Below are 11,890 nucleotides of genomic sequence, written 5' to 3' on the forward strand. Positions count from 1 at the left end.
GAGCAGTACATTCTCACGTAAACAACAAACGCCGGTATAGGATTATAAAAATCCTGCATCGGCGTTATTAATTGTGATTATTTTATTTTTTTTACTAAAATGAACCTCTTGCCATCTCTGCAAATTTTTCAATTCTTTTCAATTCCATCTGGCATATGATCTTTCTCAGTTATTTTTCGAATGACCCGGCATGGATTTCCAACTGCCAAACTATACGGCGGAATATCTTTTGTTACAACACTCCTTGCACCAATTACACACCCTTCTCCTATGGTGACACCACCACAAACAACCACATTAGATGCCAGCCAGCAATTATCTTTTATAGTTATTGGTTTCGCATATTCAAGATTATAAAAACTGCCATCTTCTCTCATCCTGATATTGCGTTCTTCAGGTAATAATGGATGCATAGGAGTTGCCAATGTAACATTTGGACCAATCATCACATTATCGCCTATATGTATTTCACATACATCTAAACATTTAAAATTCCCAATATACTCTAGCTTTACGGCAGTATCTCAAGCCAGTATCCATCTGGATCTACAATGAAATAGATTCCCATTGCTTCATTTTCGAAACAAATGCATCCCATCTCTTCATGCTTCTTATGCGCTGTCTCGTAATCCTCTGCCTGGAATGCCAGGTGGAATTCGCATTCACCCAGATTATATGGCTGTGGATGATCTTTAAGCCAGGTAAGTTCCAACTCAAAATCACTTACATCATTGCTCAAATACACAATGATAAAATCATCGGTAGTCTTTCTTCTCACTTCGTGCAGATCAAGGGCCTCGTTGTAAAATTTAATAGATCGGTCCAGGTCTGATACATTGTAGTTTTCGTGAATCATCTTAAAATTCATAATTCTTCTCCTTTTGCACATTCTGTGTTTTTAATACGTGATTTATATTGCGGATATTCCGTAATAAACCGCTTAATTACATTGGCATCATTCCAGTAATGCATTGAAAAAATGACATTGCAATCTACATTTTTAAGGAAATACAGGATCCCATCGGCATAGTGATCTCCCTGTCTCGGATCTAAGGGAACAAATGCAGCGTCAAAATGCATGCCCTTGATTTTCCTGATCTCCGCACGATATGCTGAAGTAAGTCTCTGGTTATCAGCTTTTGGCTCACCATCCCAATACCAGTCATTTAAGTCACCGGCATGATAAATGGTGCCTTCCTTTGTTTTGACAATAAATGCTACACCACTATCGTTAGATAGCAATGTATCGACTTGAGTGCCATTATCCAGATTATAAGTCTGATCATGATAAACATATGTGATCTTCATATCTGACAGATGTTTTCTTTTGCGTATATCTTTCGCCAAAATTGCCTGATATGTCATGCTCATATCATCAAGGATCTCAAAAATCACAGGATTAAAATGATCCTTATGAAAATGACTGCAAAAAACAATTACTTCTTTTTTCTTGTCAAGAAGTGGTAATTCACCCTTATAATAGTCAAAAATATAGTAGCAATCTTTAGTTTCAATTAAAAATCCACTGTGGTTAATGTAAGTAATTTTCATCACCTTTATAAAATAACTCCTTTTTCCCTATAAGCTTACAGACAAATACCTGGCGTTCATCCACGACCCAGAAGATGTCTAATATTCTTTTTCAATTTCCTCTGTTATCTCATATATCTCTTTGAATCTTTCTAAGTCTTCCGGTGATCTGATCAGCATGATTTCTTCGATTTTTCCGGTCCGTATGTCTTTGACCCCTGCTACTTCTTCTCCGGTACAAATGCTTGCACGAATAACTGGTTTCATATGTTCTCGGTCATATGTTTTTTTCACGATTTTCTTTTTGAATAATCCCATGCTTCATCCTCCGAATAATTACAGTAACAAGATCAACTATTTAATTTCTGGAACATTTTTCTGCATCGATTGCCAGTACAAACATCAGCGCATCCAATGCATTTCCTGGATCCTGCACATCAATAACATATGTATCAGTCATATGAAACAATTCTTTACTAACCCGTGCAATTGAATAACCGCTTCGATCAAGAATGCTATAGTCCCATTCCATAATGGTTCCATCAATATGCCATCCATTGTAATCAATATTATAATGTGGCGTCAGAAATGAGAATTCTTTGCTCAGGCATCCGATATAACTGCCGTTTTTATAAATTTCGAATTTAGGAAGAAAAGAGAGTACTTTCTGAACAACCATTCCTACTTCATTTCCATAGGCATCATAAATTACAAGTTTATGTCCCCAGGACAACTGACCTTTTACTACATAAGCAGTGTTGCCTGCTTCATCATAGATATCATAGCTGTCAAACCATGAAAACAGCCTTTGTTTAAATAATAGCTTCATAACTTTTCACCGCTCTCTCCAACAGATATAATTAGTTCTTTATAAGTACCATAATACCATGCCGGAACACCTTAAAAAATATGTAAATCGAAGAATTAATCCATTTTATTTCACGGATTATGATAAAATACATATTACCAGCTATAAATCTCTACTTGTTCACAAAAAGATATAAAAAAGACCATCTACTACTTGTTTACGGTAAATGATCTTTTCATTGCAATATTTAATTAAATATCATACTGAACCGCTTGTCGTCCCTGCAAACTTTTGTTTATCTCGTTCTTAAGTTCATCTTTATTCTCGTATGTTCTCACTATCGGAATCGTACTCTGTCTGTTCTACATAATCTACGGAACAGTCTCGTTTGTACGGATAAAAAAATAAACTGAGCCACGGCTGTTCCAACATGAAATCAGCCGTGGCCTTTTTTATATCATTTCACTCTTTTTTGAAATAGAGCAACACCACAGCAACAACTCAAATCGTTTTAAAATTCCAGACTATTCGCATTCAGCAAGAAATACTTCATTCCCATGATGACAAAACCTTCATCATTTCTCCAAGGCTTTTTGCTGCCATTTACAATGACGATCTTCTTGAAAGAGTCCGGGATATTACGCAGAGAATTGAACTCCTGCGTCTGTTTTTCTTCCGAAGTCATGTCATATGCAACCTGGATATAGTATCTCTGGTTTCCTTGATTCACCACAAAGTCAACCTCCAACTGCTTGCGAACACGTTTGCCCTCTTTATCCTTATAGAAGATATCCACGACACCCACATCAACATTGTAGCCACGGATCAGCAGCTCGTTATAAACAATGTTCTCCATGATATGAGTAGGCTCCTGCTGTCTGAAATTCAGACGTGCATTTCTCAGTCCCAGATCAGTAAAGTAGTATTTCAGATTTGCACCGATATACTTTCTGCCCTTAATATCGTATCGGCTTGCCTTGGAAATCAAAAAGGCATCTGTCAAATGGTCGATATGCTTGGAGATGGTTTTATTAGCATAAGTCATCTGGCGCTCACTGGCAAAGGTATTGGCAATCTTTGAAGGGTTGGTCGGTGCGCCGATTGCAGATGCAAGCACATCAACCAGAATCCCAATCTCATCCACGTTCTGAATTTTATTTCTTTCAATAACATCCTTCAGATAGACATTTGTAAAGATGTTCTTCAGATAGTCCGCTTTCTGTCGTTCGCTCTGGAAACTTACGATCTGCGGCAATCCTCCGTAGATCATGTAGTCATCCCAGGCATCATCATAATCGCCGTCATAGACAGAATAAAACTCTGCAAAGGAGAGAGGGTAGATTCTAATCTCATCACCTCTGCCACGGAATTCGGTCACAATGTCGCTGGACAGGAACTTGGAATTACTTCCGGTGACATACACATCAATATTGCTCATGCGGAGCAGGCTGTTCAGCACTTCCTCAAATCGTGGCATGAACTGCACTTCATCCAAAAGGAGATAATACTTCCCGTCGTCTTTCATGGCATCCTTGATGTACTTGAAGCATACCTTGGGATCTCTTAATTCCTCGTTCTCAATACCATCCAATGCAATTTCAATAATATGATCAACATCAACGCCGTTCTCCAGTAAGTATCTCTTAAAGATGGTAAACAGCAAAAAGGATTTGCCACATCTACGAATGCCAGTAATCACCTTTATCATTCCATTATCTTTTCGCAGGGTCAGCTGCTGTAGGTAAGCGTCTCTTTTAATCTCCATCGTTACACTCCCCATTTCCGTGCATCTGCACACTTTTTAGTAATGAGATTCTATCACAGAACGACCTGAATTTCAATATGTATTCCCATTTTATGTGCATCTACACACTTTTATATAATGTTGATAAATATATTTTCAGATTTTTTTGATTGCAGTGTTTATAATCGACTACTCCAATCGTTATTATAGGTAAACAACAAAAAGAAGATGGTTCCGATGTTTCAGTAAATATGTTCGTTAGTCTTTTACGCAAAGGATTCTATCTCCTCTGCGCCCTAATGCTTTTCGGATTCAGTTCAACAAACTTGAATCTGTCGAATTACTCAGACAACAGCCAGCAATTATCTTTTATAGTTATTGGTTTCGCATATTCAAGATTATAAAAACTGCCATCTTGACTCCTTTCCTCCAGGATTCAGGAAATAAAAAATGCCTGCCTGGAACTTTTATAGAGAGAGATTGTTTCTTTTCCCGCCTTTTCTCTGATTTACATCCCCGAATAAGGGGTGACAACAGAGCGGAACCCAAATGTTAGCTGTACTTCTTAAAACCCATGTTTGCCAAACGGTAATTTTGATTAGCTGTCAGCTAACAAAAATCGGATTGCGTTAGCTGGAAATTGATCATTTTGAATGGAATTTTGTGTCACGAACGTGATTAGAAAATAACAAAAGCGTTCGTTGTCAGCTAATCCAGCTAACATTTTCGAACGCTTTGAAGCCCGTCGCCAAGAGGATTTGAACCTCCGACCCCTCGCTTAGGAGTATGGCTTACCATGTGATACACGGTTCGGATGTAACTTCCAATATCATCCCTTACGCAGAATGACTTGTAGTAAACGAACTTTATGGTGCAAAACACCTATTCTGACGCAGTTTTATGTGTCCGTTGGGTGGTCCTATTAGCAAATTCTTAGCAAGAGGACACCCCGCCAAAGCCGATTGCTACTGCCATTCTTCACTCCCTTAGTCAAAATGACAAGGCAAATACATGGAGGTTACTATGAACAAGAAAGAGAAAAAGTCACTGCCGGAACCGCGCACATACACCGTGGAACAGATTGCGGCCATGCTCAACATCGGCCGCACGACCGCATATCAGCTCGTCAAGCAGGAGGAGTTCAGGATCGTCCGCATAGGCAATGCGATCCGCGTTTCCAAGAAATCTTTTGACGAGTGGCTGGAAAGTTTGGAATTGTGAATATCGCAAGAAACGCCGTAGGCTCAAAAAACCTATGGCGTTTTTTTATACCCATTTTGAAGGAGGCTGGCAATGAAACTGACAGAAGCAGAAATGAGGATGGTGTTTCAGATTGAAAGTACCAATCAGAACGCTGCCCTGAATGAGATTTACATGACATGGCGCTATGCGCCGAACCCGGCAACGAAAGAAACGGCGGAAGGCCTTCTGGACAAGCTCCGCCCCCTGTCGGATCAGGAGTGCATGGATTTGATCCGCAAGGTGCAGGCCGAATACCGTCTGCCGGAGAAAACCCGCACCATCGGGGAAATGCTGGCAGAGGCCAGACAGCAATCCGGGGCGCAGAAGTTATCCGGCCATGACATTATGGCTTTGGAGCGTTTCGACCCGGCGACCAGACACATGATCGTCTTTGATGTTCTTACCCATGACTCGCCTGTTGGCTGGAAGGGTGAGAAAATGCGCCTGTTCCTGACTGACGCCGGATACAGCAAGGCTTTGGAAAATCAGGAAAAGGGGCACATCAAAATCCGTAACCATGCGAAGGTGCTTTCCGGCGAACTCCACTATGACCATAAAGACCGTGAGAGGTAGCCACCTGAAAAATGTATCAAAATCAGCGGAAAATCTTCTGTTTCTTCCTCCGTGGCTTGCGTTCTGAACAGGGCGTGGATGTTTTCCCATGCGGGAGGCTATGAAGGCGTACAGACAGATAAACCGCTCAAAATCAACACTTTTTATTTTCACAGGAAGGAGGTGCGAAGATGGCTGTTTTTCGTATTGAAAAGACCCGTGATTATACGGTCATGTCGAACCATCACTTGAAAGATCGGACGCTGACCCTGAAATCCAAGGGGCTGCTGTCCATGATGTTGTCGCTCCCTGACGAGTGGAATTACACCACCAGAGGTCTTGCAGCGATCTGCCGGGAAGGTGTGGACAGCATCGGTGCGGCATTGAAGGAGTTGGAAACCCACGGGTATATCCGGCGCACCCAGCTTCGGGATGAAAAAGGCAAGATCACGGATACCGAGTATGTCATTTACGAAATGCCTCAGTGCGAACCGCCGTCAAGTCCAGGTACGCCTTTACCGGGTACGGCAAAGCCATATACGGAAAACCCGGATATGGGTATCCCGGATACGGCGGAACCGTGTACGGAAAACCCCGCACAATTAAATACTAATCAAACAAAGACTGATTTATCAAGTACGGAGATATCAAATCCTATCCAATCAAATCCCCCTACCCCCGCAGAGGCAAGGATGGGAACGGATCGGATGGGAGCCAGAGAATGTTATCGTGAAGTGATTTTGGATAACATCGAGTACAGCTATCTGGTGCAGGACAGCCACATCGACCGTGAGCAGCTTGACGAAATCGTTGACCTGATCGTGGATACCGTGTGTTCTGCCCGCAAAGTCATCCGCATTGCCGGAGACGATTATCCGGCGGAGGTGGTAAAGTCCCGGTTTATGAAGCTGGACAGTTCCCATGTGCAGTATGTCATGGACTGCATGAAGGGCAACACCACCTATGTCCGCAATATCAAGAAATACCTTCTGGCGGCGCTGTATAACGCTCCGACCACCATCAACAGCTACTATTCTTCCCTGGTGCAGCACGATATGTACGGGGACGGGCAAAGGGGGCGAGGCTAAATGCAGGAGGAAGTAACGCGGGGCGCCGTAACGCTCATTGTTGACGGAGCCAAGTTAAGCGAACAGGTCTTTGAAAAGGCCGTCAAAAAGTTCTTGGAGGAAATCCAGAAAAGCCAGAAGCCCAAAATCTACCGCGGCAGGCAGAGCCTTAAACAGCTTGCCAGCCAGAACGCCGGTCTTGCCAATATCGAGATCAGTGACAAGAATATCAAGGTTTTCTCCCGTGTGGCGAAGAAATACCATGTGGATTTTGCCTTGAAGAAAGACACCACCGCAGAGCAGCCCCGTTACCTGGTCTTTTTCAAAAGCCGGGACGCGGATGCCATCACAGCGGCGTTTCAGGAGTTTGCCAACCGGAAAATGAGCCGTGAGGAAAAGCCATCCATCCGGGAGCGGCTGACCCAGGCGAAGGAACAGGCGGCAGAGAAAACGGAACACCGCACCATTGACCGGGAGAAAGTAAAGGTCAAAGATCGGAGCGTGCAGAGATGAATATGAAAAAACTGTTTTTGCTGAACCTTCCGTATCTTCTGTTCGTGTATCCCTTCGATAAGCTGGCACAGGCTTTCCGGCTTGCGCCCGGTGCTGACCTCTCCGGCAAGCTGCTTTCTATCGGGGACGGCTTCACGGCAGCGCTTTCCTCCCCGTGGCTCAGTTTCCAGCCAACGGACCTTCTGATCGGCATAGCCGGTGCTGTGATCCTTCGCATGGCGGTCTACCTGAAAGGCAAAAACGCTAAGAAGTACCGCCACGGAATTGAGTATGGTTCTGCCCGCTGGGGTACGGCGGCGGATATCGCCCCCTACATGGACAAGGACTTTTTCCAGAACATCCCCATGACGCAGACGGAACGGATCACGATGGCGAGCCGCCCCAAGCAGCCGAAGTATGCCAGAAATAAAAATATTCTGGTGATCGGCGGTTCCGGCAGCGGCAAGACGCGGTTCTTCTGTAAGCCGTCGCTGCTGCAAGCTCATTCGTCCTATGTCTGCACTGATCCGAAAGGAACCTTGCTGCCGGAGATCGGCACTTTCCTGGAACGGAAGAAATACCGTATCAAGTGCCTCAACCTGATAAACTTCCGAAAATCCATGAAATACAATCCTCTGGCCTACATTCGGTCAGAGAAGGATATCTTAAAGCTGGTGAACGCCCTGATTATGAACACGAAGGGAGAAGGCGAAAAATCTTCGGAAGATTTCTGGGTCAAAGCGGAACGCCTCTATTATTCCGCACTGATCGGCTACATCTGGTACGAGGCCACGGAGGAAGAAAAGAACTTCATCACACTTCTGGACCTTATCAATGCCAGTGAAGCCAGAGAGGACGACGAAACCTATCAAAGCCCGGTGGACCTGCTTTTTTCTCAGTTGGAGGAACGGGAGCCGGACCACTTCGCCGTCAAGCAGTACCACAAATTCAAGATGGCGGCGGGCAAGACCTTAAAATCCATTCTCATTTCCTGCGGTGCTCGGCTTGCTCCCTTCGATATCAAGGAGCTGCGGGATCTGATGGAATATGACGAACTGGAACTGGATACCCTGGGCGACCAAAAGACAGCGCTGTTTGTGATCCTGTCGGATACGGACAGCACTTTCAATTTCGTGGCCGCCCTCATGTATAGTCAGCTTTTCAATCTGCTCTGCGACAAGGCGGATGACTTCTACGGCGGGCGGCTGCCCGTCCATGTGCGGCTCATTCTCGACGAGTTTGCCAACATCGGCCAGATACCGAACTTTGATAAGCTGATCGCCACCATCCGAAGCCGTGAGATATCGGCTTCTATTATTTTGCAGTCGCAGAGCCAGTTAAAAACCATCTACAAGGACGCGGCAGATACCATCGTCGGTAACTGTGACAGCACCTTGTTTTTGGGAGGCAAGGAGAAATCCACGCTCAAGGAAATTTCGGAGTTGCTGGGAAAAGAGACCATTGATCTCTATAACCAGTCCGAAAACCGGGGCAGTCAGGTTTCCCATGGCCTCAGTTATCAGAAATTAGGAAAGGAGTTGATGACCCAGGACGAATTGGCAGTGATGGACGGCGGCAAGTGTATCTTCATGCTGCGGGGCGTGCGTCCGTTCCTTTCGGACAAGTACGATCTCACCCAGCACCTGAATTACAGATACACGGCCGACGCCGACCCTAAAAATGTCTTTGACATGGAACGGTACATGAAGAAGCAGCGTGCCGTGGTAAAGCCCACGGATACCTTCGATGTGTACGAGATTGATGCAACTACTTAAACCCAAATCAAAAACATTTTTTAGGAGGATTATTTTATGGCATTTTTCAACAGTGCAGTTGGTGTTTTGCAGACTCTCGTAGTGGCCCTGGGCGCAGGTCTTGGTATCTGGGGCGTTATCAACCTTCTGGAAGGTTACGGCCAGGACAACCCTGCTTCCAAAAGCCAGGGTATGAAACAGTTCATGGCTAATTAAAGGGAACAAAAAAGAAAGGAAAACCAATCCAGACGGTATCAGCGGCAGGATACAAGAATAAATTGTGATTTCACAAGATTGGTGCTATAATAAGAGAAAAGTTCCTGCCGGGGCAGCCGCCCCGGTGGTATGGATAGAAAGGCAGGAAAACAATATGCACATCAGCTATAAACCACTCTGGCACACACTGTTAGAGCGTGATATGAGGAAAGAAGATTTAAGGCTTGCCGCTGGTATGACAACGAATATGATTGCCAACATGAGCAAAGAGGGAAAGCACATCAGTATGGACACATTAGCCCGTATCTGTGAAACGCTGAATTGTGAGATTACCGATGTGATTGAGTTAGTACCAGACGAGCCTGCTTCCACAGGAGGTAAGAAACATGAGCGAATTGAAACCAAGAATAACGGAAAACGGAATTGATTATATCCTTGTCGGAGATTACTACATCCCGGACTTGAAACTGTCGGAAGAACGCCGCCCCGTCGGAAAGTATGGACGGATGCACCGGGAATATTTAAGAGAAGTCCACCCAGCCAGATTGAACACATTGATACTGACCGGAGAATTGTGGACATACCTTGCAGACCTGAACGAACAGGCACAGGAACGGTTAGACACCATCATGGAGCAGATGAAAGATGCCGAGGGCGTGACCGAGGAATTGAAACGAACCCAAGAAATGGAATGGGTGCGGCGTTGCAATAACATTCACAACCGGGCAGAAGAAATTATTTTGCAAGAGATGATTTATTCATAACGGTATGATAGAATGATTATGACAAATCGGAATTGACCGAGCTCTTTGAGCGAGGGATACTTCTTGTCCGAAGGGCAAGAAGGTGGGCGTAAAAAAGATTAGAACAATCGGGATTTGAGGAGGTGTTCATATGAAGAGAGCATTGCTTTTTATTTTCATGACGGTTTGTGTATTAGGAATGTCCGCCTGCAGCAGCAAAGACGCCATGCCAGAAACATCAGATTCTGCCAGCAATCCGGTTCAGAATACAGATATCAGTAATCTGAATGGAGGAAAAATCTGGTCTGAACAAGATATTGTGTCGATGTTCTCTCTTGTGCAAGAAACAGATTGGGAATACATAGACTGTGTTTTAATTCCAGATCATGCTAGTGACCGTGTTGGTGCAGTACTCTTCCGGAACGATAAGGAGCAAACAAGCAATGTTGCGTTCTTTGATGCAGACGGATACTTTCAACAGTATGGCACATATGCAAGAATGTCTGACGAACCTGATTTTCAGTATCTCGGAGGTGGTGCGGTAACATTTAGGCTGGAAACAGAAGATGGTATAATCTATAACTACACGATCACAATCTCGATCGATGACAGTAATGTGAATTTTAAAGCGGAAGATGATTTGCCAAAATAAATTCCAGTTTGTCGTTCTAAAAATTCAACTGAATAATCCCAGCAAAAACCGCTGCTACATGGAAGCCAACAAACCATGCAACAGCGGTTTTTCTTTACCGTTTTTTCCTCTGGCTGATAGGCGTTCCCATTTTCTTTGACTTTTTGAGAATACGAATGAGCCAGCGAAATTCTTCGTCTGACAGATTTTTATAGTTGATACCGAGCTGTTTACAGTAAAGGACAACCAGCTTTTCATCCCGGCTGCCCTTGAAATTTTCGACCGCTTCCAGATTTTCTTTCAGTTCATTGGCAACAGTGGTCTGGGGTGCACTCTCACTGTCCTTTTTATGGGCTTCCCGAATATCCCGGATAATGAGGTTGAGGTCATCCAAAACCATGTGGCTGAAATATTCATCATCGCTGATATGGGCGGCTTGCAACACTTTCAAATGGGGGTCATCTTCGCCGGGGCGATACCGTTCAATGATTTCATGCCGGACGGTATCGACAAGGGCGTTGAGGTTCTGAATCTGCATGGTGGCAATCCCGTCCACATAAATCTCAATGTCTGCAAGAAACTTGATAAAATCCTTATGAGTGGCAAGCTCACAGAGCAGACGGTTGTTAATCCGCCCACTTTTCAGAAGTGCCACCATCTCATCATTCAAATGCAGTTCCGTTAATGGCGTGTTGATCTGCTCCCGGTTCTCTGTCCGGCACAGCAGATAATCAACGGAAACTCCATAGAAGTCTGCCAGCGTGATGAGGTTGCCATGATTGATTTCTTTATAATCCTCTATTTCATAATTTCCAAGAGCTGATTTGGAAATGCCCGTCAGCTTTGATAATTCTTCCAGATTTAAGCCTTTGTCCTTGCGGAGTTCCCAAAGGCGTTCCTGTATGCTTGTTGCTCCTTTCATGGGCGCACGCTCCTTTCCGGTGGTTTGATTGCTGCCGCTTATCTGGATTATATCACACTTTCCGCAATCGTGGAAATTTCTGATTTTTACCCCTAATTCCTACTTTGTGGACATACGGCACAGGGCACAAAAATGTTCTATGATACAGGTAGTTCATCGATGGATTATTCCAATCGAATGACCAGCCTG

The 11,890-nt window shown here is 44.2% G+C and carries 15 protein-coding genes and 1 pseudogene; 9 read left to right on the forward strand and 7 right to left on the reverse strand.

Annotation, left to right across the window (positions count from 1 at the left end; genetic code table 11):
- Positions 1–128: 128 nt before the first annotated feature.
- The 6 genes and pseudogenes from HED67_RS07160 to HED67_RS07185 all read right to left on the reverse strand — a co-directional run.
- A pseudogene (locus HED67_RS07160) lies at positions 129–494 on the reverse strand (DapH/DapD/GlmU-related protein); the annotation flags it as partial.
- A 17-nt stretch (positions 495–511) separates the two neighbouring features.
- A complete protein-coding gene (locus HED67_RS07165) occupies positions 512–868 on the reverse strand; it encodes a VOC family protein (RefSeq protein WP_117541663.1) in 357 nt (118 codons plus the stop codon).
- Entirely contained in the window at positions 865–1,551 is a 687-nt protein-coding gene (locus HED67_RS07170; RefSeq protein WP_015514814.1) for an MBL fold metallo-hydrolase, read from the reverse strand. The genes HED67_RS07165 and HED67_RS07170 overlap by 4 nt, the downstream gene beginning before the upstream one ends.
- Before the next feature lie 78 nt (positions 1,552–1,629).
- Positions 1,630–1,848 (reverse strand): aspartate dehydrogenase, encoded by a 219-nt coding sequence (locus HED67_RS07175; protein ID WP_221717873.1) that lies wholly within the window; start codon positions 1,846–1,848, stop codon positions 1,630–1,632.
- 40 nt (positions 1,849–1,888) lie between these two features.
- Positions 1,889–2,359 (reverse strand): LURP-one-related/scramblase family protein, encoded by a 471-nt coding sequence (locus tag HED67_RS07180; protein ID WP_221717874.1) that lies wholly within the window; start codon positions 2,357–2,359, stop codon positions 1,889–1,891.
- A gap of 490 nt (positions 2,360–2,849) precedes the next feature.
- Positions 2,850–4,103 carry an ATP-binding protein gene (locus tag HED67_RS07185; protein ID WP_221717875.1) on the reverse strand — a complete coding sequence of 418 codons (1,254 nt, stop codon included), beginning with the start codon at positions 4,101–4,103 and terminating at the stop codon, positions 2,850–2,852.
- Between the two features lie 1,002 nt (positions 4,104–5,105).
- Between HED67_RS07185 and HED67_RS07190 the strand changes: the two genes are divergently transcribed.
- The 9 genes from HED67_RS07190 to HED67_RS07230 all read left to right on the forward strand — a co-directional run bounded on the left by HED67_RS07190 (position 5,106) and on the right by HED67_RS07230 (position 10,800).
- Positions 5,106–5,303 carry a helix-turn-helix domain-containing protein gene (locus HED67_RS07190; protein ID WP_202030884.1) on the forward strand — a complete coding sequence of 66 codons (198 nt, stop codon included), beginning with the start codon at positions 5,106–5,108 and terminating at the stop codon, positions 5,301–5,303.
- Between the two features lie 72 nt (positions 5,304–5,375).
- Positions 5,376–5,897 (forward strand): DUF5720 family protein, encoded by a 522-nt coding sequence (locus tag HED67_RS17530; RefSeq protein WP_221717876.1) that lies wholly within the window; start codon positions 5,376–5,378, stop codon positions 5,895–5,897.
- 170 nt (positions 5,898–6,067) lie between these two features.
- Positions 6,068–6,964 (forward strand): DUF6017 domain-containing protein, encoded by an 897-nt coding sequence (locus HED67_RS07200; protein WP_221717877.1) that lies wholly within the window; start codon positions 6,068–6,070, stop codon positions 6,962–6,964.
- Positions 6,965–7,456 (forward strand): PcfB family protein, encoded by a 492-nt coding sequence (locus tag HED67_RS07205; RefSeq protein ID WP_221717878.1) that lies wholly within the window; start codon positions 6,965–6,967, stop codon positions 7,454–7,456. It begins immediately after the preceding gene.
- Complete coding sequence (locus tag HED67_RS07210; protein WP_221717879.1) at positions 7,453–9,210, forward strand: VirD4-like conjugal transfer protein, CD1115 family; 1,758 nt, start codon at positions 7,453–7,455, stop codon at positions 9,208–9,210. The genes HED67_RS07205 and HED67_RS07210 overlap by 4 nt, the downstream gene beginning before the upstream one ends.
- Positions 9,211–9,246: 36 nt before the next feature.
- A complete protein-coding gene (locus HED67_RS07215; RefSeq protein WP_118760961.1) occupies positions 9,247–9,405 on the forward strand; it encodes a Maff2 family mobile element protein in 159 nt (52 codons plus the stop codon).
- A gap of 154 nt (positions 9,406–9,559) precedes the next feature.
- A complete protein-coding gene (locus HED67_RS07220; RefSeq protein ID WP_040341765.1) occupies positions 9,560–9,832 on the forward strand; it encodes a helix-turn-helix domain-containing protein in 273 nt (90 codons plus the stop codon).
- Positions 9,792–10,169 carry a TnpV protein gene (locus tag HED67_RS07225; protein ID WP_221717880.1) on the forward strand — a complete coding sequence of 126 codons (378 nt, stop codon included), beginning with the start codon at positions 9,792–9,794 and terminating at the stop codon, positions 10,167–10,169. Before HED67_RS07220 ends, HED67_RS07225 begins: the two co-directional genes overlap by 41 nt.
- 130 nt (positions 10,170–10,299) lie before the next feature.
- Positions 10,300–10,800, forward strand: coding sequence for a hypothetical protein (locus tag HED67_RS07230; protein ID WP_004798083.1), 501 nt, complete (start codon positions 10,300–10,302; stop codon positions 10,798–10,800).
- A 94-nt stretch (positions 10,801–10,894) separates the two neighbouring features.
- On the opposite strand, the gene HED67_RS07235 is transcribed toward HED67_RS07230, so the two are convergent.
- On the reverse strand, positions 10,895–11,701 hold the full coding sequence (locus tag HED67_RS07235) for a helix-turn-helix domain-containing protein (RefSeq protein WP_221717881.1): 807 nt from the start codon (positions 11,699–11,701) through the stop codon (positions 10,895–10,897).
- Positions 11,702–11,890 lie beyond the last annotated feature (189 nt).

The organism is Pseudocoprococcus catus (assembly GCF_019734885.1).
Classification (GTDB): domain Bacteria; phylum Bacillota; class Clostridia; order Lachnospirales; family Lachnospiraceae; genus Coprococcus_A; species Coprococcus_A catus.

What these genes read in the sequence shown, in the direction of transcription:
- HED67_RS07220 (WP_040341765.1), top strand. Translation starts at nt 9,560, where the DNA reads ATGCACATCAGCTATAAACCACTCTGGCACACACTGTTAGAGCGTGAT.
- HED67_RS17530 (WP_221717876.1), top strand. Translation starts at nt 5,376, where the DNA reads ATGAAACTGACAGAAGCAGAAATGAGGATGGTGTTTCAGATTGAAAGT.
- HED67_RS07225 (WP_221717880.1), top strand. Translation starts at nt 9,792, where the DNA reads ATGAGCGAATTGAAACCAAGAATAACGGAAAACGGAATTGATTATATC.
- HED67_RS07175 (WP_221717873.1), bottom strand. Translation starts at nt 1,848, where the DNA reads ATGGGATTATTCAAAAAGAAAATCGTGAAAAAAACATATGACCGAGAA.
- HED67_RS07230 (WP_004798083.1), top strand. Translation starts at nt 10,300, where the DNA reads ATGAAGAGAGCATTGCTTTTTATTTTCATGACGGTTTGTGTATTAGGA.
- HED67_RS07200 (WP_221717877.1), top strand. Translation starts at nt 6,068, where the DNA reads ATGGCTGTTTTTCGTATTGAAAAGACCCGTGATTATACGGTCATGTCG.
- HED67_RS07205 (WP_221717878.1), top strand. Translation starts at nt 6,965, where the DNA reads ATGCAGGAGGAAGTAACGCGGGGCGCCGTAACGCTCATTGTTGACGGA.
- HED67_RS07165 (WP_117541663.1), bottom strand. Translation starts at nt 868, where the DNA reads ATGAATTTTAAGATGATTCACGAAAACTACAATGTATCAGACCTGGAC.
- HED67_RS07185 (WP_221717875.1), bottom strand. Translation starts at nt 4,103, where the DNA reads ATGGAGATTAAAAGAGACGCTTACCTACAGCAGCTGACCCTGCGAAAA.
- HED67_RS07180 (WP_221717874.1), bottom strand. Translation starts at nt 2,359, where the DNA reads ATGAAGCTATTATTTAAACAAAGGCTGTTTTCATGGTTTGACAGCTAT.
- HED67_RS07190 (WP_202030884.1), top strand. Translation starts at nt 5,106, where the DNA reads ATGAACAAGAAAGAGAAAAAGTCACTGCCGGAACCGCGCACATACACC.
- HED67_RS07235 (WP_221717881.1), bottom strand. Translation starts at nt 11,701, where the DNA reads ATGAAAGGAGCAACAAGCATACAGGAACGCCTTTGGGAACTCCGCAAG.
- HED67_RS07215 (WP_118760961.1), top strand. Translation starts at nt 9,247, where the DNA reads ATGGCATTTTTCAACAGTGCAGTTGGTGTTTTGCAGACTCTCGTAGTG.
- HED67_RS07210 (WP_221717879.1), top strand. Translation starts at nt 7,453, where the DNA reads ATGAATATGAAAAAACTGTTTTTGCTGAACCTTCCGTATCTTCTGTTC.
- HED67_RS07170 (WP_015514814.1), bottom strand. Translation starts at nt 1,551, where the DNA reads ATGAAAATTACTTACATTAACCACAGTGGATTTTTAATTGAAACTAAA.